Source organism: Thermincola ferriacetica, from assembly GCF_001263415.1.
GTDB lineage: Bacteria > Bacillota > Thermincolia > Thermincolales > Thermincolaceae > Thermincola > Thermincola ferriacetica.
The window spans coordinates 23020-47062 of record NZ_LGTE01000022.1 but is presented as its reverse complement, the minus strand read 5'-3'; the positions used below and the strand labels follow the sequence as shown (position 1 = coordinate 47062).

The following is a 24043-nucleotide window of genomic DNA, read 5'->3' as shown; positions in this document are numbered from 1 at the left end:
CAAAAGGGAATTTCAGCCGAACTTTTGTTAAAGGGCTCTCAGTCGCCGACCCTTTTTCCCTGGAAACAAAATGATTCAGCTTACTTATCTTTGTCATCGCTTTTGCTACTATTAATTTTGTGAAATATTTTACCACACCAAATCAATAATGTAAATAATTTTTTCCTAATACCAAAATTTACATTTCCCGGCGCCCCTCAAAAGCCTTTGACAGGGTAACTTCATCGGCATATTCCAAATCACCGCCAACGGGTAAGCCGTGGGCTATGCGGGTAACCCTGACACCCATAGGCTTTAAGAGTCTGGCCAGGTACATAGCTGTGGCTTCACCTTCAATATTTGGGTTCGTGGCTAAGATAATTTCCTGTACAGAATTTTTTTGGAGCCGCTCCAACAGCTCTTTTATTTTAAGCTGTTCCGGACCAATACCGTCCATAGGAGAAATCGCCCCATGCAGGACGTGGTATAAGCCTTTATACTCCCTTGTCCGTTCTATCGCCACCACATCTCTGGCTTGTTCAACAACACAAATGGTATTTCTGTCCCTTGTGCTATCCTGACACAACTTACAAGGATCAGTATCGGTAAGGTTGGAACAAATGGAACAATACCTGATTTTTTGCTTTGCGTTTATCAAAGCTTTTGCCAAACCATGCGCACTTTCCGCATCACTGTTTAGTATATGGAAAGCCAGCCGTTGAGCCGTCTTGGGGCCAATGCCCGGCAATTTCGCAAATTCTTCAATTAAACGAGCCACCGGTTCGGCATAGTACAAGTTAAGTCACCACCTTAAAGGCGTCTGCTAAATTAAGAACACTTATTCTAAAATAACCCCGGTATTTTTATGCCGCCTGTTAATTTACCCATTTCGTTGGCTACCATCTCCTGGGACTGGCGTAAAGCCTCGTTAACAGCAGCTAATATCAAATCCTGCAACATTTCCACGTCTTCAGGGTCAACAGCTTCCGGTTTAATCTCTATAGATTTTATTTCTTGTTTTCCGTTAGCCACTACTTTAACAACCCCGCCGCCGGCAGTAGCTTCTACTGTTTTATTGGCCAGTTCCTCCTGCATCTTGGCCATATCCTGTTGCATTTTCTGTACCTGTTTTATCATCTTGTTCATATTCCCCATATTGCCAAACATTTTATTTCCCCCTTTTTATTAATCACTAGTCACTGAATTCAATGACGTTTTCGCCAAATAATTGAATAGCTGTTTCAACCAAAGAGTTTTCTTCCTCCTCATTTTCCTCACTCATTGTTTCGGATAAAAACTTACATTTTACTCTGATTTCCTCGCCTGTAATATCTTTAATAACCTTCTCTATAATTTCCCTGTTTTCCGGCTTTTCTATATTTTCTTTATGAAAAGCATAGTCTTCCGGAAAAGCGATAATTAGCCGCCGCCCTGATAGCCCTACTGGGTTGCCTTCAATCAAAAAGGCATGAGCCGTGCGTTTGGCTTTTTTTAATTTTTCCATAATTTCCGGCCAGCTATTCTTTAGAGCCTCCAGAGTTAAACTATTGCCAGGCACATCATTCTTTGGTGCAAGCTTAACGGAATTTTTTTGGTCAACCGGTTGTTTTTCCGGTTGTTTTTTGGAATTAACCGCAATGGCCGGTGTAACGTATCCCTGCCTGATTATAGCCTCCAGTTCTTCAACTTTGGCCGCCAGATCTTCAAAACTATATTTAGGTTCTGCCTTACAGGCCTCGATCACTGCCAGTTCCAGGTTTAACCTCGGTTGATTGCTCCACCTGATCTCCCGTTCGGTAAGAGAAAAAATATCGATTAACCTCAAAATCATATTGCGGGATACCTTTTGGGCCTGTTCTTCTAACATTTGCAAGGTGCTTTCCGTAACTGCAATCAATTCTCCGGCATGGTCCGATACCTGAATTAACAACAGGTTTCTTAAATGCTCTGTCATATCTTTGCTGAACTGTCGAAGGTCTTTTCCCTGGTTGACAATATCATCGATCAGGAACAAAGCCGATGTAGAATCCTTGTTAATAAAATAGTCTACCATTTTAAAAAGAAGTTCCTGGTCTACGGTTCCCAAAACTGTATTTACTTCCTCAACAGTAACTCGCTGACCCCCAAATGCTATACACTGGTCCAACACACTCAATGCGTCCCTCAGGCCGCCCTCTGCTGTTTTCGCCAAAAGAGTAAGTGTTTCTTCATCGGTTTGCACCTGCAAACTCTCGCAGACATCGCGTAATCTGTCCACTATCTCCCCGGTACCGATTCTCCTGAAATCAAACCGCTGGCACCGTGACAATATGGTAGTTGGGATTTTATGCGGTTCTGTGGTAGCTAATATAAAAATCACATGATGCGGCGGTTCTTCCAGGGTTTTCAACAGGGCGTTAAACGCTTCAGTAGTAAGCATGTGAACTTCATCTATTATATATATTCTATAGCGGCCCTCTGTGGGGGAAAACTTGACCTTTTCACGTAAATCCCTGATCTCATCGATCCCCCTGTTAGAAGCAGCATCTATTTCCAAGACGTCCATAGAAACTCCGTCTGTAATACGGATACAATTGTTGCATTGGTTGCAGGGTTCGGCATTCGGCCCTTCCTTACAATTGAGCGCCTTTGCAAAAACTTTAGCCGTAGTAGTTTTACCCGTACCCCGGGGTCCGCAAAAAAGGTAAGCATGGGCAATTCTATTGGCCTTAATAGCATTTTGCAGGGTTCTGGTGATATGTTGTTGCCCAACTATATCTTGAAAAATCTGGGGCCGCCATTCCCGGTACAAGGCCATGTAAGACATATAAGTTACTCCCTCTCCAATGCGGGTTATGATAATTAAACGAAACTGACATGTTAATATTATACCTTAATGTTAATCTAATTTCTATGCCGGACAACAATTCTCCTTCTGTTAATTCTATTGACAGATATAGATTTAACCTACTAAAAAAAGAGAGCCACCAATATAATTTGTAGCTCTCTTTTTATAAAAATTTGCCGTGCACCCGCCTTTGACTCTTTTCTCCCAAGCGTTACCAACGTAGTTAACTCGGAACAGGCTCCCCTGCGGCACACGAAAGGGCTTGCTTACCGCTGCTTCCTCCCGGACCTGACGGGGTTCACAAGTTTCCGTTGCGCAGGACCCGCTCTTCAACGCCACTTGCGCCGGTCAGACCTTATGAAAAAAGGCCGCAGGCAGGACTTCAACCCCGCTATAGCGGATTGCGGGTTACAGGGCACCGCTACCTCCCCGTCTAGCACGGCTAAACTTTATTAGCTTTTCTGAAGGTCAGTAACTATGGCCGGTAGTCATAACCGGTGGCCGATAGACCTTGACCAGTAACCAATGGCTGATAGCCGGAAAAATTCTAATGAATATTATTAAAGGCCAGAGACTAACCGCTCTGCCCAATTCCAGCCGCTAGCCGCTAGTCACTGACCATTGTATACATTATGGCGGAGAGAGAGGGATTCGAACCCTCGAGCCAGGTTTTCCCCGACTACACGATTTCCAGTCGTGCTCCTTCGACCAACTCGGACATCTCTCCGTGGTCTGATTAAGTTTGTTGCTTCCTCTTTGTCAGATAAAGGAGTCAACTGATTTCGCTTAATCATTATACAATTTATTTGTTTATGATGCAAGTACTTTTAATTGTTTTCCAGCGTTTTAAGGGACAAAATAATTGGTATGGATGCCATTAAAAGGTCTCCGACCCAAATCATCATCGGGTAAATTTATCCTTTTAAACTTTTGCTCTGGCATCCAGTTTATCGAATATATATCCCAATGCCAATCCCCATAGAGAAGCTCCTATAAAATTGGCGAAAGTAGTCCGTAGATTAAAAACGGATAACTCAGGCACCTTAAAAAGGATAATTATGGCATACACCGCGAACCATACAATTACACCGTAGAACCAGCCTTTAAATAAATAATTTTTACTTGTTATTCCCAAAATCAGATAAGCGAATATAGCGCCCAGCAAAGCCATGAACATATACATTCCAAACCAGGCAAACAGAGCTTCCAAAGCACTTGTTGGTTTCCTGCCATAAATCATCACGCCGGCAAAATCCAGGTAACGCAGTTTGGCAAAACCAACGTAGTAGGCTGTTAAATTAAAAACACTTGATACCAGGCCGGCCAGTATACCTGCTATACAACCTCGCGTAAACCTGTCGGTTATCGCTTCCATTGCACCCCATCCTTTTTCCGGTTTTTTAAATGGTTTCTTAAGGTTAGATTTTCATTTTCGGAAAATATTTATTGCCGGAAAATAATGGGGATAATAATATGGAATATTTAATCCATGCTCCTGATAACCAATAATTGACCGGAATCAATATTAATAGTCGCCCTGTCTTCTATTAATTCATTGCTTATTCCTATTGAAGTCCCCCTAGTTAGACTGGCCTTATGCAATGGATATTTGAAACCTTCAAGCGTAACCCCTTTTACCTCATAACTAAAAGGCAAAATGGAGATGTACCTGAAACGGTTTCCGCTTATTTCTATAAAAGAATCTATGAGGGTTATCTCGTTTTTTTCATCTATTAATCTCACCGGCACTTTTTCTTTTAACCCTTTGCTTAGCAGATGAATATTAGCAATATTATGGTCGAAGCGCGTCCCCGTTACCCCCAGCAAAAGGATCTCTTTCGGTCTTTTGGCCAGTGCCCAGTTAAAGGCCATTTCTGTATCGGTATAGTCCTTGTAAACAGGGTTACAGGAAAACAGGTTCTTACATTTATCCTTAATTTCTGCAAATTCTTTATCTGTAACGGAATCAAAATCACCTAAAGCATAGTCAGGCTGAATACCATGCTGCAGTAAAAATAATGCTCCCCTGTCCGCTCCGACAAGAAAATCACCCTGTTCAATCTCGTCTACCGCCCAATTGCCCAGATTGCCTCCGGAGAAGATCAAGATGCGCTTATCACTAAACATTTTTTATTGCTCACCTCACCAAAACTGCCTTCTTCAAGGGCTTTCAAAAGTCTAGCCTTGATCTCCGTGAATTCCTGGCTTAAGGCCATTTGGGCATGTCTGGGCCTCGGCAACGGAACCTCTACCTCGGCAATTACCCGGCCCGGCCTGGCCGATAGGACATAAATCCGATTAGATAACATAATAGCTTCGTCAACATCGTGGGTAACCAGTAAAACAGCGTGTTGAAAATTCTGCCATATATCTAAAAGCCATTGCTGCATCTGTCTTCTGGTTAGGGCATCAAGTTTTCCGAAGGGTTCGTCCAGAAGCAGTATTTCTCTACCACATAAATAAGTTCTCAAAAAAGCAGCTCTCTGCCGCATGCCGCCTGATAAGGCGGGAGGATACTTGTCAGAAAAATCCCCCAGCCCAAAAACCGGCAAAAGTGAAAGGGCTTTTTCCCTGGCTTCTTTCCGGTTAATTCCTTGTACTTCGAGGGGGACAATCACATTATCGAGCACAGTTCGCCAGGGAAAAAGCACATCCTTTTGGGGCATATAGCTTACTTTCCCTTTTAGCCCCACAATGGAAGCACCATCTAATAATACATCCCCTTCATCAGGCCGGGTTAACCCGGCCACTATATCGAGCAACGTGCTTTTCCCGCAGCCGCTCGGGCCAATCAGGCTGACAAATTCCCCTTCCCGCACAAAAAGCGAAACCTCCTGCAAGGCTACAATCGATAATTTTCCATGACCATCAAATGTTTTACTCAGCCCCTTAACTTCCAGCTTGTACCCCGGCACTTTTAGCCTCACCTACCGTAAAAATTTGCTTCTTTATCTCCCTGAAAAACTGTTACCTCCTTAAAACTTTAAGGGAGGAATTCATTCGTAAAGGCTTTTTGGGGTTCAATCATCCTGGGAATAAGTTGGCGGTCATACATCCAACGGGCATACCTGTTCCATACTTCTTCTTTTTGGATACCCCATTTTTCGGCGTCATCCTGATATTTCTTACTTAACCACTCCTGGCTGGCCTTAACCAATTCAGGGTTTAATTCCGGCGCGTTTTTCAAAAGTATTTTTGCAGCTTCTGCAGGGTTCATAATAGCAAATTCATACCCTTGGGCAGTAGCCTTCACAAATTTTTGCACCAGTTCTTTCTGTTCCGCAATATGTTTTTCGTTGGTAACTATAACCGGTGTGTAATAATCCAGCGCCGGGTCAAGGTCCTTAACCATAAGGAGGTTTAGCTCTATGCCGCGGCGTTTGGCCTCAATCCCGTCCCATCCATAGTAAATCCACTCGATATCCGCGTCTTTTCCAATAGAAGTAAAAAAGTCAGTTGCTCCGAGAGTTATATTTTTCAATTTAGCATAGTCTGCCCCCGCCTTTGTCATTATGGCTTTAAGCACTGCCTCTTCTACCGGCGAACCCCATCCGCCATAGCGTTTCCCCTCAAAATCTTTTACCGATGTAATATTATCTTTTTTTAGGGAGGCAAAAGCAGAAGTATTATGCTGAATAACTGCTGCAATGGAAACTAAAGGAATACCGGTGGCTCTGGCCTGGGTTACACTCTCCTGGTAACTGATGCCGAAATCTGCTTTGCCTGCAGCCACCAATTGGTCGGCGGTTGTTCCCTCCCCTGGTTGTATAATTTCTACATCCAGGCCCTGCGCTTTATAAAAGCCCTTGTCTTTGGCCACATAAAGGCCCGTATGATTTGTATTTGGCATCCAATCCAGCATTATGGTAACTTTTTTGAGGGCTGCTTTTTTGTCTTTTCCGGCCTTTTCGGACAGGTTGCTTTTTGTGCAGCCGGTAACCACCAGGGCCGGTAAAAGAGATATTATGAGAAACCTTTTCATTACATGGTAAATGCTTTTTGCCATTTCCTTATCTCCTCCTGTAGCTCTACATTTTTACTCTCCCCGCCTGTAATACCACGGCATAACCACCCGGGCCAAACCTTCAATCAGCGCTATAACCAACAGGCTGAGTAGAGAAATAACCATGATAGTAGCAAATACCCGGTCCGTTAAAAACGACTGGGAAGAACGGGTCATCAGTATCCCTAGGCCCTTGCTTGATCCAAGCCATTCCCCAATTACCGCTCCCATTACACTGTATGTCCCTGCGATGCGCAAACCCGAGAAAAAAAAGGGCATGGCAGCAGGTATTTTCACTATGCGAAAAACCTGGCTTCTGGTTGCCCCCCAAGCCGCCATAAGCCGCAGCATCTCGGGGTCAACCTGGCGGTAACCGTCTGCCAGGTTGACGGTTATCGGGAAGAAGCAGACCAGGGCAACCACAACAACTTTGGGGAGTAACCCGTAACCAAACCAGATAATAAAAAGAGGGGCAACGGCAATAATGGGTATGGTCTGCGAAATTACCAGCAACGGATAGACGGCTTTTCGTAAAAGGGTGGATAAATCAATGAGAGTAGCTGCAGTGATGCCGGCTGCTACAGCAACTATAAAACCCAACGCTGTTTCTGCAAGGGTTTGCAGGCTGTGCTGCAAAATTAGTTCTTTTGACTGCCAAAGGGATTGGACGATTTGTAAGGGGCTTGGCAATAGCCATTTTTCTATTGCCGCCTGCCGGACAAAGATTTCCCAAAACACAAGAAGCAAAAAGAGGGTCAGGCCCGGAAGCAAAACGGACAGCCATTGTTCTTTCCATCCTGCCCAAAAGCTAAATCTCCTATCTGTATTTGGCAAGTTTTTCATCCATGGAAACCCCTTCCGGACGATAATGAATTTTTATGTAGGTCATAACTTCGGAAGCCCCAGCTTCAACGCAGACCTCCTGGGCCTTTTTGACTATCTCAATCAAATGGTCCAGCTCCCCTTCCATAACTGTTTCCATAGCCCCGACTTCGTATTTGACGCCAGACTTTTGGACCACTTCGATAGCCTTATCAACGACAGCATAAACTTTATCATCTGCCACTTTAGGAAGCACCTGAAACCCTACATTGACCACTGGCATTACTTTCCCCCCTTTCAGGTATGATACAAGCCTCTCTTTCCATCGAAAAAATCTGTTTATATTAAATAAAAGTAAAAGCGCACTGCTGGGTTTATGCGTGCGCTTAATGCCATAATAGACGCCCCAAAAAACTCTCTGCCGGCGCAAAGCGCCGGCTTTAGCTTTCTTTATACGAATCACTGTACGAAATATAAACGCCGGTTTAATTTCAAGGCCAAAAAGGCTGCCGTAAGGCAGCCTTTTTATACTTAAAAAAACAAGCGTTGACCATGCAAAGCTATTCCCTACGCTGGCATTACCCAGATCAGGTTCAAGGGTCGGTACATTTTGGGTACCCTCTCAGCCGGGCTCTCCCGGCTCCCCTAATACAATATTATGTTTTGGATAAATAATTATTGAATTTATTATATCACCGGGAAAAACTTTTGTAAATTCTGCATCACATAGATATTAGATAAATTTTTGCCCGGCGTATTCTGGTTAATCGGGAAAATTCATCTGTTGCACATAATTATCCATAAATTCAGGCGCGTAAGAAAGCTCTACCGCATTTATTTTCTTCTGTACAGCCACTATTTCCTCCAAGGCCAGCTTGCTTGTCAGGCAAAGACGCGCCCCCTCTTTGGCCGTGTTCCCCACAAATGCAATGTGGCCCCCCAGGCCTGCCGGCAACAAGCCCAAAGTTTTCAATGACGCAGGTTTTAAATGATAACCAAAGGCGCCGGCAATATAAATCTTTTCCACTTCTCTAATATCGAATTCCAGGCGTTGAAAGAGGATTTCTATGGCCGCTGCGATGGCCGCTTTAGCCAGTTGAACCTGGCGGATATCTTTTTGTGTTAAAATTATTCCCGCTTCCGGGTCGACCAAAAATGCTTTCTGCCCCTGAAATTCGATTACCCGTTCCCCAAGAACCGGCGGTAAATCTGCTGTCCCGGCAAAACTTCCGCTGGATAAGATAACTTTCGACTTAACCAACTCAGCCACCAAATCCACCAGCCCGCTCCCACAAATGCCTTTTCTTGGCGCAGTACCGATTGACTTAACGATTACTTCTCCTTTTTCGTTAATCTTTACTTCAGATATGGCTCCATCCTCAGCTCTACAGCCGTGATGAATATTCATACCCTCCAAAGCCGGGCCGGCTGCCGAGGAAGTTGCTGCAAGTTTGCCTTTTACGTTCGCTACTATTTCACCGTTGGTACCGATATCGACAAACAACGAAGGGGCCGTTTCTTTATGGTAATCAATGGCTATCATGCCTGCCAAAATATCAGCGCCTACAAATGCTGACAAGGAAGGCAGCAGGCTGACTACCGCATCGGACGCTATTTTGATGCCGAGTTCGGCAGCTTTGTATTCCCTGTAGTCTATGAATACGGGATTATAAGGCGCCCGGGCCAAAGGTATGGGGTCAATGCCCACCAGTAAATGCAGCATAGTGGTATTTGCCGCTACAGTCATGTGTAGAATATCACTTGGATCCACCTTTGTCTTAGCAACCAGTTCCCCGATTAATCGGTTTATGCCATCAATAACGGCGCTCTGCAGCTTTTTTGTGTTTTCTTCTGACTGATGAGCAAAAGTGATACGTGTTATTACGTCTCCGCCATATTGAGTCTGCGGGTTCAGGCAGGAAGCAACACCTATTTCTTTTCCCCCGTTTTTTAGGTCGACCAGGGAAGCCACGATACTGGTTGTGCCAATATCTATTGCCACTCCATAGATAGTTTCTTTATAAGCCACTCGGGATAATATCGGCGGATCAAAGGGATAATTACTTGCCTGCCCAGCATCAACGGTATGAAACGCCTGTTTTTCTTCCAGCCAGATTTCTACATCGCCCATTACCCTGGCCTGGCAGGCAAGCCGCCATCCGGAACCAACTTTTGGCCCCAGAATCCTTGTTTCCGTTTCGGTGGGTGCGGAGAGCCTTCCTTTATACCGGACCCGGCACTTTCCACAGGTACCTTTACCGTTACATGGACCCTCCAAAGGTATGTTATTTTGTAGCGCCGCTTCCAGAACAGAAATACCGGCGGGGATTTTTACTGACAATTTTAAAGGATGAAAGGTTATCTCATAAAGGTTTTTATTCACAGCCATTTCTCCTGCCCCTTCTTCCGGTTAACCCGGTTGTATTTTTGTTATTCTTCCGATTGCTTGCTCTTCTCTGATAATAATTCCGCAAGTTCCTCCGGAGTCTCCACTAAATAATCAGGAAAAACTTCTTTGAGTTTTTGAGCTCCGTGCCATCCCCATGCAACTCCGACGGTACTGGCACCGCCCTCTCTACCTTCGATGATGTCTCCTCGGGTATCTCCCACGTAAAAAGCGGGTAATTCTGGATGTTTTTTAATAGTGGATTGTATCTTTTTTATTTTGCTTTTTTCCTTTTCGGCCCCGAGTACCTCCTTAAAACAACTGATACCGTGCTTACCCAGTACCTTTACGGGGACGCTGGATATGTTGGAGGTGATGATATAAATAGTATTTTGTTCGGCTATTCTCTCTAATGCCTGTCCCATGCCGGGGAAGAGCCGGATTTTGTCTAAATATCCTTTGGCCAGTTCTTCATAGCGAACCAGAATTTTATTTATAGTAACGGCATCTACACCAAAACGGGCTAACGTTTCATAAACATTGCCGTCAAAAAGAGCCAGCGCATCCTCCTGACTTTTCAACCCAAGAAAGCCGTTTTCCCGGCAAGCCCTAATAAAATTGTTGGTAAACTGTGCAAGGGAGTCTACAATGACCCCGTCATAATCAAACATCACCAAAGCCATCTCCAAAGCGCCTCCCGGTTTGTTTTATGAACATAAATAATTATACCATTTTTATGTCCTGGCTAAAAACTGAAAAAAGATCCCCTTACTCAGTAGAGGAAGGGGAATGACAAGAAGAAAAGGAGCTAAGTAGGGTTCTAGATAGCAAAAATTTGTTTTTTAGAATTCAAATTTACCTGCACGGAATGCGCCAAGGTAATTGCAACAGAAATCGTCTCTTCCGGCCAAAGCTTCAGCAGCAATAAGACCGGCCATCATTTGCTTGTCCAGCGGGTTGATAATCAGACCGTCAAGTCCCTTGGCAATAGCCATTATGGCAAAGGCCTGGTTCAGGAATTTACGGTTAGGCAAACCGTAGGAAATGTTTGACAACCCGCACATGGTATGAACTCCTTTAAACCTGGTCATAATAGCTTCTACGGCGTTGAGAAATTCAATGCCAAAATTGCTGTTGGTTCCTATCGGTTGAACCAATGGGTCTACATAAATGTTGTCTATAGGAATGTTGTTTTTAACCAGACCGTTAATCAGTTCGTCGGCAATTTTCAGCCTGTCTTCTGTAGTTTCAGGCATACCGCCATCACTCATACACAAAGCTACTACCTTGTAATCGGTACCGGCGATAATCGGCAATAATGCATCATAACGCTCTTTCTCCAGCGATATGGAATTTATCATCGGGGTTCCTTTGTGCACGGCAAGAGCCGCTTCAATAGCCTTCGGGTCAGGGCTGTCAATACAGCAAGGCCCGTCTACCACTTCCTGAACATTTTTAACCAGCCACTGCAGGTATTCAGGCTCTTTGCCCACAAAGATACCGGCATTAACATCTATATAGTTTGCGCCTGCTTCATGTTGTTCTTTGGCAATCTGCTTAATATAATCCGCATTTTGAGTCTCAATAGCTTCTTTAATAGGTTTGCGGCTGGCATTGATGAGTTCTCCCACTACTATCATTGACCGATTCCTCCTGTGTGTAAGTTTTTATAAATGTGCTGGTCGTGCCATTATTCCTTATGCCGATGCCAATTCACGGGCTTTTTCAACAGCTCCTGGCGCATCTTCAGCATAACCGTCGGCTCCAATTTTATTGGCAAACTCCTGGGTGACAGGCGCCCCTCCAACCATAGTCTTAATGTCCAGGCCCTGAGCCTTGACAGCCTTGATAACTTCTTCCATACCGGGCATCGTAGTAGTAAGAAGAGCCGACATACAAATAACGTTGGCGTTCTTTTCTTTGGCAGTCTTCACAAACTTCTCTGTGTCAACGTCAACACCCAAATCAATTACGTCAAATCCAGCACCTTCCATCATCATAGCCACCAGGTTCTTGCCGATATCGTGCAGGTCACCTTTAACTGTACCTATGACAATGGTCCCCGCGGATTTGGCCGCTGATTGAGCAAGGAGGGGTTTTAATTCGTCCAAACCGGCCTTCATAGCCTGCGCAGACCTCAGCATCTCCGGAACAAATAGCTCTCCTTCGCTGAAAAGGCGGCCCACTTCATCCATAGCTGCAATCAAGCCGTCATTTAAAATGGTTGACACATCAGTCCCGTTGGCCAGTTCATGCTTAACCAGCTCAACAACCTTTGCATTATTAAAATCAATTACTGCCTGATAAATATCCTTAATGCTCATGTTTATCGCTCCTTATTTTTAAAAATTTACGGTGAAATACCTGGCAAACAATAGGTTTTACTCATACCAACGGGCGTCGCCTGCTACTATGCCCGGGAAATGAGCCCGGATTTTTTCATCCAGTTCTGCCGGGAACCGGGCCGGGTTTTCCTTGGTCAATATTTTCTTAGCTTCCTTCAGTGCACGGGCATGAGCATCCGGACGGCCCATATCTTCCCAACGACCTCTGGGGTCACGGTTGGCAACTTTGGGCAGTACAGCAGTGGTACGCATATTGGCCATAGTGTGCTCAAGATCCATGTAAGAACCTCCCGGACCTACCTGCTTGATCAGGTCGAGAGCCATGTTTTCTTCGCTAAATTCCATGCCTCTCTTGATACGTTTGAGCATGAGAGCAATTTCGTTGTCAATTACAGCCTTGGCAAAATCAAAGGCCATCAGGCTGCCCAGCAGTCCGCCCATATTAAAGAGGTCTGCTCCGGCACAAAGGGCTGCGGTGGTATTAATACCGGTCTCATAACCGGACTGGGCATCATTTACATGGGAATTAGTTAAGCCAATATAACCACCGGATGGTACGTTATAAAACCTGGCCATTTCGGTGTGAGCCATCTGCAGAATGCCTGTTTCTACAGCGCCGGGAGCATAGTTTCCTGTACGCATGTCTGCAACAGTGGACAATACGGCATAAATCATTGGAGCTCCTGGACGGATAAGCTGAATCAGGGTAGCCAAAGCCAGGAATTCTGCATTACCCAGAACCAAGGTTCCCATCATTGTCATCGGTGAGGTCATCCCAGCGTTCGGAACTATCGTACCGTATACAGGAAGGCCCATTTCAGTTAGGTATATTACAGCCTCCGTTGATTCCACATCCATAGTCAACGGAGATACTACCGGACAATAGTGATGGTTAATAAAGGGGCGCTCCATATAAGCTTCCTTGCTGCCGGCTATCAGGTAACCCAGTTCTAAAACCTGCTCAAGGTCTGCAATACTCGGAGTGTTGCTACGAACAGGTTTCTTGCAGTTCTTCAATGCCGGGTAGAAACGGGATAAACTGAACTGGCCTTTAGGAGCATCTTCAGCCAGAGTGGAAATAGAAAATACGTCAAAGCCAGGCAGTTCGTTAATCAGATAAGCTATGTTGGCTATGTCGGCAGAAGTTGCGCGCCTTTCTTCCCCGGTAATGGGGTCTATGATGTTCGGAGCAGAGCTTCCTGTTACCACCACCGGCCTGTCCCCAGGCAAGGTAACATCATACTGCGGGTCTTGAGCTGTAAAGGTATAAGTAGGGACAAAAGACTTTCGACATTCTTCAACGATTTTGCGCGGAATTTTCACCAGGGTTGTCTGGTTGTCCACTTCGCACCCGTGTTTGGCAAAAATTTCGCGCGCCTTTTTGTTGCGGACCAAAAGACCAACATTTTCGAGGATCTCCAGAGAAGCCTCGTGAATCCGCACACGTTGTTCATCTGTAAAAAACCTGGTAAATTGTTGCATGATGTAACACTCCCTTTTAGTTATGATTTTGTGTTCCCGGCAATAGGCCCTTTCCAGGCGGATTGATTAAATGCTATTAGCAATTTCCAGGAGCACATCCCAGTTTTTCCGAATCCAGTTCATTAACTTAACCTGGTGCTGCAAATAGGTCAGGTATTCAAACACGTTCAGCTCGCCTAAATTACTGTAATAATCCCTAAGAGCCCAGAAAATTAAATACATATTACCGGCTGCCAACATAGTGGGTAAATGTTTCTTTTCCACTTCGTTGAGAGGCTCTAACCCGCCAAGCTCTTTGAGTTTGTTCTGATAGGCTTTCAAGAATATGGCACTCTGGTCAAGCATCATTGTCCCGTCTGTTTCATCTATCCACGAACTACAGCAATAAACCAGACCCAACCCGATATCAAACAGCCTCAGATCTATCTTGGACCAGTCGAAATCGAAAATACCTACGGCTTTATTGTTAGCATATTTCAGGTTTCCCGGATGGAAATCGCAGTGGATGGGATTCATGGGCATTTTGGCCAATTCTTCGGCCGGTATTTTTATCCGATCTATCTCTTCCAAAATAGAGTCAAGGTTTTTCAGGAAATATTCAGTAAACTTATCTTTCCAGTCAGTTTCCGCGTATTCCTTGAATTTGGCTTTCAAAGTGGGAATGAGTTCCAGAATTTTTGGCTCCACTCTTTCCAAACCTTTGGGATCAAATCCCCTGGCCGCATTATGGAACGTGGCCAGTATCTCTGCTATGCTGGCAAATTCCTCATCCGTAAGCACGTTTTCAACCCAGGTATACTTGTCTTCGCCCGGAAGGAATTCGTAAACAGCAAAATACCGCTCTTCAGCTTTTTCCCCGGTTCCAATAATCTTCTTCAGAAAACTTCTGCCGTCTTTTGTCCGGTAGATTCCGGCAGCCATATCCAAACCGTTTGCCTTAACAAAGTCAAGCAGGGAATGTTCAAACATAATTTCCTTTTCAGTTACACCCTTTTTGTAAAGCCTCACAAAAAACTCCTGCTTTTGCCCGTCCTTCTCGGTATAGATCCCAAAACTCCTGTTCACATACCCGCCGAAAATTTCATAAAGCTCTGTAACCTTGCCAATGTCATAATGAGCAACGACTTCTGAAATTATGGACCAGATAAAGGCCTGGTCCAGGGCTTTATATAGCTCTTCGGACCTTTTTTTGTTCTCTTCGCTCTCTATATACAAGCCAAAAATCCTGTCGGTTGTCAGTTCGGGAAATTGCTGCATTTTTGATGTGTCCATTCATATCCTCCTTTTCCCCTGTCATTAGTTCGCCCCAAAATAAGTTGACGATAATTTTCCCCATTTTTCCCCCTTTCAAAATTTTTTGACAATTTCTTGTTGCTTGTCCCGCTTGTTCCTTTCTTTATTAAAATTATCTGATAAAAAGTTTTCAAATCCCATAGATGATATTGTGCAGAATATGTAACATCTTGCGTTTTCGAGTAGAATATTGCTAACAACTCTAGCAAGCATAAAAAAATAAAGCTTTGTCCCTTTAAAAGGCAAAAACTTCAGGATAGGTATTGTTGTTTTGCCAGTGTAACATGAATCTGTTTAATTAAGGCATTTGATTATAGCATTGGCAATTTGCTTCTCCGTCTCTACAAAGGCAAATTCCCCTTTTCCCCGGTTGGAAAGTAGTTTGACTTTGTCCGGGTTAGCCGGCGGGAAACCAATAACATTTAGTTTGTCATACTTTGCTGCCATGTCCAGGGGATTACCTCCTGTATTCCAAGAGCCGTCTGTCAGTATTAAGCCCTTTTTCTCGGCAAAATCACTAACCTGCTTCAATCCTTCCTCCAATGCAAGACGTACATTAGTATCCCCCTGCAGTTTCAGGTCAAACAACTGTTCCACGACTTTTTCCGGTCCAGTCATATGGTTTATCGCTTTAAGAACTTTTACTTTATTGCTAAATGCCAAAACTGAAAAATCCGTTTTAAAATGATAAGCTATTGTTGCCGCTGTAATAGCAGCCAAAACAATTTTTAAGCCCCTCATCGAGTAACTGTGATCAATCATAATCACAAAAGCGCTTTTTTCTCTCAGCCGGTTATATGTAGCGAGGTTGTCCAGGATTCCCCGTTCCGGTTCATCCATGAAGTATTCCAGGCTGCGGTCCAAATCTATTTCACCGGTCTCCGGGAAGCCCTTAACAATCTTCAGTTTCCCGGACCTATATCCCGTATCGGCAATTTGCTTTGCCGTCTTGGTAATTATGCGGGAAGCAAATTTTACCGCTAAAGCCCGAACCCGAGGTTTCAGCATGTCAAAAACTTTGGCAAAATCATCCAGCGAATTGGCGGTTTCAACAAATTCCTGCAAATCTCCCGGATGCGTATTTAAATACTGGGCAATCCGGTAATGATACGGCCCTTCGCGGTACCCTGCCAAAGAAACTTTTTCTACTATACCAGGTTCCTTTTTTTTAACTCTTTTTCCCCATTTATAGCCGGAGGTCCGTTATGCGAACTTACCGCACCTACATTGCCTTCATTTAATTCCTTAAGGTTACTTACGTCTGCCCTTAAATCTTCCCAAATAGCTTCAATTATTTTATCCACCGTTTTCGTAGTAATCTCGTTGAGCCAAATTTTATTGCCCAGAGCCATACGGGCAGCAGTTAGTATATTTTCATCAATAAAAGTATCCAACTTCTGCAGGCTGTTAAATATATCAACTATATCAATGGCCGCTCTGACTGAAGCACCCATCTTTATATCAGGGTGTTCCCGCGTTTTCCTGACAAATTTAACAGCCAACTCAATAATCCTTTGATCTGTACAGCCGGTCTTTCGTTTAACAATAATTTCTTCCTCTTGTTGGGGCTGGTATTCCATTTTTATCAGGCAGATCCGGTCCATGAAGGCCCGACTTACCCGCACAGTACCTACATCATCGTAAGGGTTTTGGGAAGCAACAACCGTAAATCTGTCAGCGGCTTTAACAGTGCCGTACCTTGGAATAAAAAGCTCCCCTTCTTCCATGGGAGTAATGAGTACATTAGACACATCGGCCGGCATCCGGTTAAACTCCTCTATATACAGGATTCCTCCTTCCTCCATGGCTTTGGTAAGAGGTCCTTTTTCAAAGTATTCCGGCCGGTAATCATCGGCCATCACTTTGGCCGGGTTAAAATGGCCAACCAGCTTTCCCGGCGTTAAATCAATATTCCCTTCTATTATGTAAAAGGGCATTTTAGCTTCCCTGGCAATGTTGCGTAATATAGTAGATTTTGAGGTCCCCGGCGGCCCTTCCAACAAGATATGTTTACCTGCATCAATAGCAGAAAGAATGGCTTTCAGCTCACGGTTCCGCCCTACTACTGTCTTCACCAAATTAGTATAAATTTTAAGCACCCTTATTACACTCCTGTCTTCCAATCGCTTTATCGGCTATATTAACAGCAATCCAAGCAAATGCACATATTCTTTAGGCGGCCATTCAATAGGCACACCGGCTTCCCTGGCCAGCTTGGTTATATCAATCCCAAGTCCTTCCGGGCTAGGGCGGGCCTTTCTGGGGTGACGGCACGACTCTCCGGGGGGTGCGCATTTTTCACATAGTTTGCAACCGCCTACAACCAGCCCTATAGCCTGATATTCGCCGCGCTTAAAGGCGGCTGCTTCAAGGTTGTGTACTATTTCAGCCAGTTTAAGTTCTGCGGCATAGTCCTTCCTGTATTCTTCTATATCAGAAATTCTTTCCCGGTAAACAATAAGAAATGCCTTGCTGTAATCACTCAAGGCTTCTGTAAATTCTTGAACGCTCGGAATAAAGGGAGGGCAAACTTTACAGACACCGTAGTGTCTGCACAATGGCATCTGGCATTTTAACCGGATGCTCTGTTTGGGTTTTATGTGTTTAATGTTTAATTCCAGAAGGTTTCCTCCGCAATTATTGGCAATATCTTTAAGATAATTAAATAAGTCGTTCCCGCTTTCCAAAGACATCACCCCTAAAAAATTTCTTTATAAAACATCGCTTTTTGCCAAAGCAAAAAGCGCTTTCATATTCTTCTAAATTTTAACGTGTTCCGCCACCCAGTCAACAGCGGCTTTACCATCATACCCGTAACCGTCGGCGCCTATTTCTTCGGCAAATTGCTTCGTTACCGGCCCCCCACCGACAAGAACTTTTACTTTATCCCTTAACCCGACTCTCTTTAATTCGTTAATTGTATCGAGCATGGACGGCATTGTTGTTGTCAGCAGTGCCGACATGGCCAAAACATGCGGTTTATGTTTCCGTACAGCCCAAACAAAATCCTCAACGGGTACATCTATCCCCAGGTTAATAACCTCATACCCTTTAGCTGTCAAAAACATACTGACCAGGTTTTTCCCGATATCATGTAGATCGCCGGCTACTGTTCCGATGAGAATCTTAACCGTCTTTTCCTGTTTCGGTGAATAAACAAGTTTCTGCTGCAACAGGCGAATAGCTCCATGCATAGCCCGGGCAGATTTCATAACCTCAGGAATAAATATCTCACTTCCCCTGAACTGCTGGCCCACTTCTTCCATAGAGGGAATCAATGCTTCATTAAGAATTTGTTCGGGCGAGACGCCCTCCTCCAGAGCCATGGCGGTCAGGCGCCGAATTTCCGCCGTATCTCCTGTTTTAAGGGCATAAGCTATCTGCGCAAGATACAAATTCCTCTCTTCCTTTCTGTCTTACATCAACTGCTTCTTATAAGCGGACGGGGTGATTCCTTCTTTTTTCTTGAAGACCCGGCAAAAATACCCGGGGTCGTTGTAACCGATTTTTTCAGCAATATCTATTATAGTGAAACGGGGATTGGACAACATTTTCTTGGCCTCTTCCATGCGCACCCTGGTCAAATATTCCATAATGGTGCAATTCAACTGTTCCTTAAAGATGTGGCTGAGATGATACGAGCTGATAAAACAAGCCTGGGCAATATCGTTGAGACTTAGGTTGCGGTCATAATTTTTCCGGATAAATTCCGTTGCCCTTTCTATTACCTCAAGGTGTTTTAGGTTGACATTACCATAAATAATGTCCATTATACTATCCAGAGCTTTGAAAATCCAGTTGGACAGCTCGTCTACCCGCTCATTCCGGGAAAATTCATCGAGATAACGGTAGTTCAAATCGAGCAGCTTATCCGGGTCTGCGCCCGCTTCCGCCGCAGCCCGGGAAATAGTAACCATTAATTCCAGGATACGGACCTTAAAAACACGCGGTTTAGCCACAAATTTTTCGACCAGGTCGGAAACTAACCAGTTCAACAGGTTCATAGCATTTTCTTTGTCGCCAAGTCGCACCGCCGCCATTAATTCTTTTTCCTTCTGCAGCATAGAGTGGCCATAAATGCGGCCTTCCACTTCGACAAGTTTTTGTTCCAACTCTTTGCGCTGGCGAATTTCATCGTTTAACTGCGCCTGCCGGCGAGCGATTTCCTTACGCTGCTGTACCGCCACGTTACTACTTTGCATAACATGGTTAGCCACAACAAATAACAGGTCAGCTGCGGCTTGTACCTTGCGGCCGGATAGCACCTCCAACTCCCCGGCTGCCTTTATTAATTCGCCTTGTTTTACGTTTAATCCGGCGGTCATCTCTGAAATTTCTTCCCAAAAGAAGTCTTCCGGTTCCCACATTAGTACTTGCCCACAAATAATGGAACCTAAAAGTGTACCTTCAATCACAATGGGGGCCGCAAAAGCTACCAATCCGGCATGGCACCGAAAAATATAAGGTTCCCCGAACTGGGCCGCCTGCAAGCCGGCCCTTGCATAAGACCCCCTGCATTTATTACAACCGACAGGGTCACCCTTAATAATCCTACAAAATGTACAATCCTTTTCAGAGTTTGCTGGGAGCAGCGTCCGGCCGTCCCTGTCCACTATAATTGCATTAAGTCCGGTAGCCGCAGTAAAGGATGATAAAATTCTCAATAAAACGTCTTCCGATACATGATGCAATAAATCCATAAGTCCGCTCATAATTTTCCCTCCCGCGACCTATGTCGTTATTAGGTTTTTCCGCCCCAACGTTTCACGGAATCAGTCTCTATGCCTAACAGGTCCAACGCCCTTCCAACAGTCTGGTTTACTATATCGTCAATCGTTGCCGGCGCCGCGTAAAAAGCAGGTACAGGCGGCATAATTGTAACCCCAATCCTGGCTAGCTTTAACATATTTTCCAGATGAATCGGATTCAACGGAGTTTCCCTGGTTATCAGCACCAGGGGCCTCTTTTCTTTGAGAGCAACATCGGCTGCCCTAACAATCAGCCCGTCGGTATAACCATTGGCTATGCCGGACAGTGTCTTCATACTGCAAGGGGCAATAACCATACCGTCCCACTTAAAGGAACCGCTAGAAAGAGGCGCTGCCAGATCATCTTCGTTATAACAATAGGTGGCCAGTTTTTCAACCTCTTTCACTGTATACCTGGTTTCTGTTTCTATTGTGGTCCTTGCCCATTTACTAATGATAAGGTGGGTTTCAAAGGCCTTCTTTTTAATTTCTTCCATTATTTTTATTCCATAAATAGCGCCTGAAGCGCCGGTAATAGCAACAACCAATTTCAATTTTTCCTTCCCCTCTCTTTCTTTGCTCAAGCCCTGGCTTGTTATGCTCCTACCATGGCATAAATCGCCAGATATTGTTAACCTAGTATACAATATGCTTTGGAGCATTTGCAAGCCTTTTCATTGCAGGGGAAAGTCATTACCCGAATAACCGGGGGAACAATTAATTTATCAATTGCATTGTTTCCGACGCTATCATTAATTCTTCATTCGTAGGAATCACCAGTACTCTTACCCTCGAACCCGATGTTGATATATCCGCTTCCCGGCCCCGGACCATATTTTTCTCCGGATCGACCCATAGATACAGGTAATCCAGTCCCTGACAGATGGCTGCTCTTATCTCGGGCGAATTCTCTCCTAAACCGGCAGTGAAAATAAGTACATCAAGGCCGTTTAGTTCAGCTGCATAAGCGCCGATATATTTTTTTACCCTGTGTACAAACAAATCAATAGCCAGCTTGGCCCGTTTATTCCCTTCAGCAGCAGCCTTTTCCAGGTCACGGAAGTCGCTGCTTAAGCCGGAAACCCCCAGCACACCGCCCATGTGGTTAAGAATTTTGTTGATTTGTGCCGGAGACAAATTGTCTTTCTCCATTAAATACGTGATAATGGCCGGGTCAAGGTCTCCGCTTCTTGTGCCCATTGTAAGACCTTCCAGCGGGGTAAAACCCATACTGGTATCTATCGAACATCCGCCCAGAATGGCAGTTATACTGGAACCACTCCCTAAATGGCAGGATATAATTTTAAGTTCCTGTAGCGGTCTGCTTAACAATGCTTCGGCCCGTTGGGCCACATATTTATGGGATGTCCCGTGAAATCCATACCTGCGGATTCCGTATTCCTCGTAATATCTATAAGGCAAGCCATACATGTACGCATGGGGCGGTATTGTGTGATGAAAGCTGGTATCGAATACTGCCACCTGCCTGATGCCGGGGAGAAGTCTTTCACATGCCTCTATACCCAGCAGATTCGCCGGGTTATGAAGGGGCGCCAGTTCGGCAAGCCGCCTGATTCCCTCCTTGGCAGCATCATCCACCAGGACCGGTCCCTTGAATATCTCTCCTCCGTGTACTACACGGTGTCCAACTGCGTCAATTTCCTTAATGTTGTTTATCACTCCATGCCCGGCATGGGTCAATGCATCAAAAATAATCTCCAGGGCCATACCGTGATGTTTAATCTCCCGCTCCACCCTATAAGGTTCCCGGTCTGCAGGGTAATGGGTCAGGCGGGACCCCGGAATACCGATTCGCTCTACCAGCCCTTTTGCTATTGCCTGTCTTTCTTTCATGTCGAACAGTTGGTATTTTAATGATGAGCTACCGGAATTAATTACCAAAACCTTCATGCTTCATCTTCCTTCTGCTTATTTAAGGCGGCCACACAACCGAAGGGCTGTGTGGCCCCCGTTATACAATCTCCAGCAAATCACCGTTCCTTAGGGAAGCAGCGTTTGCCTCATCTACGTCAAGGTGCATTTCCAGCCTGTAGTTTTCATTAACCCTGGCCAGCACCTCTGTGAATATTATCCCTCTTGGGCCGGAACATTTTACATTGACCCGGTCGCCATCTTTTAAACCGAAAATTTCGGCATCGGCAGGATGCAAATGGATATGCCGGGCAGCAATGATACAGCCTTCCGGCAAGGTTACTGATCCCACCGGCCCTACCACCGTTATAGGCGCCGAGCCCTCCAGGTCCCCTGAATCCCTGATAGGCGCTTTTACGCCTAACTTGAAACAGTCAGAAATTGAAATTTCTACCTGCGTTTTCTTTCTTACGGGACCCAAAACGCGGACTTTTTCTATGACTCCCTTGGGACCCACCAGGGTAACCATCTGTTCACTTACAAACTGACCGGGTTGTGAAAGATCCCTCAACTTGGTCAACTGTGCGCCCTTACCAAATAGCGTTGCCAGGTCTTCTGCCGAAATATGCACATGGCGGTTGGAAATACCCAATGGGATTTTTTTATTCCTGTGATCGGCAGGCGCAACTTTAGCCATTTGCTGTAACTGGCTGATAACCTGTTCTGTTATGATTGAAACCAGTTCTTCCCTGTCCAACGGTTCCCACCTGCCCTATCAGCCGGTAGCCTTGCATTGAAGTTGGGTCAAAACCGCCTTGACCACATCGGCAATATCTTCTGAGGTGAACCGCCCCGCATTGGAAAGCTGAGCTGTTCCAGGCGCTGCCTGCCGCAAGCCGTAAGCTTGTCTTTTAATATTGATAAGGTGCAGCGGAGTGACGTTGTCTGACGTGCTGCTACCTCCCCAGGACCCACATCCCAAGGTCAGGGAAGGAGCCAACCCTGTTGTATAGCCAATGCCTCCCAGTGCCGACGGAGTATTGACCAGAATACGGAACACCGGTTTACGAATAAATTCCCGCGCTACTTGTTCATCCTGAGTATGAATCACAAAACTGTGCCCAATACCTCCCAGTTTCAGCAGTTCAATGCTCAGGAGGCAGGCATCATGCCAATCTTTAACAGTATAAAAAGCCAGCACAGTTGTAAGTTTTTCATAGGATAGCGGATAATCAGGTCCATACCCATCCAATGGGGCAATCAAAATACGAGTTCCAACAGGGATTTTAATACCTGCCTTTTCGGCAATAACCTGAGCGCTCTTGCCTACCATAGCCGCATTCATGCCGCCCCGGGGAGTCATAACCACCCTGCTGACAGCCTCTATTTCTTCTTTGTTCAGGAAATAAGCGCCTTGAGCCTTTAATTCGGCTATTACCTGGTCTTTGATGGGCTCATCCACAATTATGGCCTGTTCAGAAGCACAGATTACGCCGTTATCGAAAGTTTTACTCCTGATGATGTCAGCGACCGCTTGCTTAACATCTGCCGTACGCTCAATAAACGCAGGCACATTACCGGGCCCTACACCATAAGCAGGCTTGCCTGAACTATAAGCCGCTTTAACCATGGCGGACCCGCCGGTTGCCAGAATCATCGCTATATCATCATGGCGCATCAGCTCTTGTGTAGCAGCCATGGTGGTTTTGGTCAGGCAGCCGATAATCCCTTCGGGAGCGCCGGCCTTGACTGCCGCCTCATGCATGACCTGGGCAGCCGCATAAGTACACCGGGCAGCGTTCGGATGGGGAGAAAAGACAATAGCATTGCCGGCTTTAACAGATATCAGAGCCTTATATATGGTGGTGGAAGTCGGGTTTGTAGAGGGAATAATCCCCATGATTACACCAACAGGCGCAGCTATTTCCACTATCTTTTTATCGGGGTCTTCCTTAAGCACCCCTACTGTTTTCATGTCTTTTATATATTCATAGACATTAGTTGATGCAAAAATATTTTTAGTTACCTTATCCTCAAAAACCCCAAACTTGGTTTCATCCACTGCCATCTTGGCCAACCACTCGGCATTGGCTTTGCCTGCTTCCGCCATAGCAGCCACAATACGGTTAATTTTCTCTTCGGAAAATTCGGCCAGAATCTCCTGGGCAGCTTTGGCTTTGCGGGCAATGTCCCTTGCTTCCTGGATAGAAATAAGATCATAATCAAAGGCCATTTCCAAGTTTTGCCTCCTTTCCTGGGTTTTCTCTGGGTAAAATTATGCATTTT

At 45.1% G+C, this 24043-nt stretch carries 24 protein-coding genes, 1 tRNA gene, 1 other RNA gene, 1 riboswitch and 1 other annotated feature (1 of these 28 cut by a window edge); all 26 genes read right to left on the bottom strand.

The features are described 5' to 3' along the window. Positions 1-106 (bottom strand) — a binding site (T-box leader); it reaches 212 nt to the left of the window's first position. 72 nt (positions 107-178) lie between these two features. The 26 genes from recR to Tfer_RS12455 all read right to left on the bottom strand — a co-directional run bounded on the left by recR (position 179) and on the right by Tfer_RS12455 (position 23990). Then, entirely contained in the window at positions 179-775 is a 597-nt protein-coding gene (recR, locus tag Tfer_RS12575; RefSeq protein ID WP_013118995.1) for a recombination mediator RecR, read from the bottom strand. Positions 776-822: 47 nt separating this feature from the next. Further along, positions 823-1146: a YbaB/EbfC family nucleoid-associated protein gene (locus tag Tfer_RS12570; protein ID WP_013118994.1), complete on the bottom strand. Its 324-nt coding sequence runs from the start codon at positions 1144-1146 to the stop codon at positions 823-825. A gap of 25 nt (positions 1147-1171) precedes the next feature. Next, a complete protein-coding gene (gene dnaX / locus Tfer_RS12565) occupies positions 1172-2785 on the bottom strand; it encodes a DNA polymerase III subunit gamma/tau (protein ID WP_052218691.1) in 1614 nt (537 codons plus the stop codon). A 197-nt stretch (positions 2786-2982) separates the two neighbouring features. Then, an RNA gene (ffs, locus tag Tfer_RS16115) (signal recognition particle sRNA large type) lies at positions 2983-3248 on the bottom strand. A 191-nt stretch (positions 3249-3439) separates the two neighbouring features. Then, positions 3440-3533, bottom strand: a tRNA-Ser gene (locus Tfer_RS12560). A gap of 195 nt (positions 3534-3728) precedes the next feature. Continuing rightward, positions 3729-4181, bottom strand: a complete 453-nt coding sequence (locus Tfer_RS12555) for a hypothetical protein (protein ID WP_052218690.1) — start codon at positions 4179-4181, stop codon at positions 3729-3731. 107 nt (positions 4182-4288) lie between these two features. Next, on the bottom strand, positions 4289-4933 hold the full coding sequence (locus tag Tfer_RS12550; RefSeq protein ID WP_013118991.1) for a thiamine diphosphokinase: 645 nt from the start codon (positions 4931-4933) through the stop codon (positions 4289-4291). After that, on the bottom strand, positions 4909-5721 hold the full coding sequence (locus Tfer_RS12545; protein WP_013118990.1) for an ABC transporter ATP-binding protein: 813 nt from the start codon (positions 5719-5721) through the stop codon (positions 4909-4911). The genes Tfer_RS12550 and Tfer_RS12545 overlap by 25 nt, the downstream gene beginning before the upstream one ends. 68 nt (positions 5722-5789) lie before the next feature. Next, complete coding sequence (locus Tfer_RS12540) at positions 5790-6812, bottom strand: ABC transporter substrate-binding protein (RefSeq protein WP_013118989.1); 1023 nt, start codon at positions 6810-6812, stop codon at positions 5790-5792. Between the two features lie 30 nt (positions 6813-6842). Then, on the bottom strand, positions 6843-7652 hold the full coding sequence (locus Tfer_RS12535; protein WP_052218689.1) for an ABC transporter permease: 810 nt from the start codon (positions 7650-7652) through the stop codon (positions 6843-6845). After that, complete coding sequence (locus tag Tfer_RS12530) at positions 7627-7914, bottom strand: thiamine-binding protein (protein WP_013118987.1); 288 nt, start codon at positions 7912-7914, stop codon at positions 7627-7629. Before Tfer_RS12530 ends, Tfer_RS12535 begins: the two co-directional genes overlap by 26 nt. A 264-nt stretch (positions 7915-8178) precedes the next feature. Next, a riboswitch (TPP riboswitch) is annotated at positions 8179-8288 on the bottom strand. A 106-nt stretch (positions 8289-8394) separates the two neighbouring features. Further along, positions 8395-10020 (bottom strand): ASKHA domain-containing protein, encoded by a 1626-nt coding sequence (locus tag Tfer_RS12525; protein WP_052218688.1) that lies wholly within the window; start codon positions 10018-10020, stop codon positions 8395-8397. A gap of 41 nt (positions 10021-10061) precedes the next feature. Then, positions 10062-10700 (bottom strand): HAD family hydrolase, encoded by a 639-nt coding sequence (locus Tfer_RS12520; RefSeq protein ID WP_052218687.1) that lies wholly within the window; start codon positions 10698-10700, stop codon positions 10062-10064. 159 nt (positions 10701-10859) lie between these two features. Further along, a complete protein-coding gene (locus tag Tfer_RS12515; protein WP_013118984.1) occupies positions 10860-11657 on the bottom strand; it encodes a methyltetrahydrofolate cobalamin methyltransferase in 798 nt (265 codons plus the stop codon). A gap of 57 nt (positions 11658-11714) precedes the next feature. Further along, on the bottom strand, positions 11715-12341 hold the full coding sequence (locus Tfer_RS12510; protein WP_013118983.1) for a corrinoid protein: 627 nt from the start codon (positions 12339-12341) through the stop codon (positions 11715-11717). A gap of 57 nt (positions 12342-12398) precedes the next feature. Next, positions 12399-13844 (bottom strand): trimethylamine methyltransferase family protein, encoded by a 1446-nt coding sequence (locus Tfer_RS12505; RefSeq protein ID WP_052218686.1) that lies wholly within the window; start codon positions 13842-13844, stop codon positions 12399-12401. Positions 13845-13910: 66 nt separating this feature from the next. Then, positions 13911-15116: a homoserine kinase gene (locus Tfer_RS12500; protein WP_013118981.1), complete on the bottom strand. Its 1206-nt coding sequence runs from the start codon at positions 15114-15116 to the stop codon at positions 13911-13913. Positions 15117-15431: 315 nt separating this feature from the next. Further along, positions 15432-16271 carry a VWA domain-containing protein gene (locus Tfer_RS12495; protein WP_052218685.1) on the bottom strand — a complete coding sequence of 280 codons (840 nt, stop codon included), beginning with the start codon at positions 16269-16271 and terminating at the stop codon, positions 15432-15434. Between the two features lie 14 nt (positions 16272-16285). Further along, positions 16286-17236 (bottom strand): AAA family ATPase, encoded by a 951-nt coding sequence (locus Tfer_RS12490; protein WP_052218684.1) that lies wholly within the window; start codon positions 17234-17236, stop codon positions 16286-16288. Positions 17237-17272: 36 nt separating this feature from the next. Continuing rightward, positions 17273-17824 carry a DUF2284 domain-containing protein gene (locus Tfer_RS12485; protein WP_052218683.1) on the bottom strand — a complete coding sequence of 184 codons (552 nt, stop codon included), beginning with the start codon at positions 17822-17824 and terminating at the stop codon, positions 17273-17275. A gap of 72 nt (positions 17825-17896) precedes the next feature. Next, the gene (locus Tfer_RS12480; protein ID WP_013118977.1) at positions 17897-18532 is read right to left on the bottom strand and encodes a cobalamin B12-binding domain-containing protein; all 636 of its coding nucleotides are present in this window, start codon (positions 18530-18532) and stop codon (positions 17897-17899) included. A gap of 21 nt (positions 18533-18553) precedes the next feature. Next, positions 18554-19849, bottom strand: coding sequence for a PocR ligand-binding domain-containing protein (locus tag Tfer_RS12475; protein ID WP_052218682.1), 1296 nt, complete (start codon positions 19847-19849; stop codon positions 18554-18556). A 29-nt stretch (positions 19850-19878) separates the two neighbouring features. Then, positions 19879-20439, bottom strand: a complete 561-nt coding sequence (locus Tfer_RS12470) for a UbiX family flavin prenyltransferase (RefSeq protein ID WP_052218699.1) — start codon at positions 20437-20439, stop codon at positions 19879-19881. Positions 20440-20602: 163 nt separating this feature from the next. Then, positions 20603-21796 carry an acetate/propionate family kinase gene (locus Tfer_RS12465; RefSeq protein WP_052218681.1) on the bottom strand — a complete coding sequence of 398 codons (1194 nt, stop codon included), beginning with the start codon at positions 21794-21796 and terminating at the stop codon, positions 20603-20605. A gap of 61 nt (positions 21797-21857) precedes the next feature. Further along, on the bottom strand, positions 21858-22514 hold the full coding sequence (pduL, locus tag Tfer_RS12460) for a phosphate propanoyltransferase (protein WP_013118973.1): 657 nt from the start codon (positions 22512-22514) through the stop codon (positions 21858-21860). An 18-nt stretch (positions 22515-22532) separates the two neighbouring features. Continuing rightward, positions 22533-23990 (bottom strand): acetaldehyde dehydrogenase (acetylating), encoded by a 1458-nt coding sequence (locus Tfer_RS12455; protein ID WP_013118972.1) that lies wholly within the window; start codon positions 23988-23990, stop codon positions 22533-22535. Positions 23991-24043 lie beyond the last annotated feature (53 nt).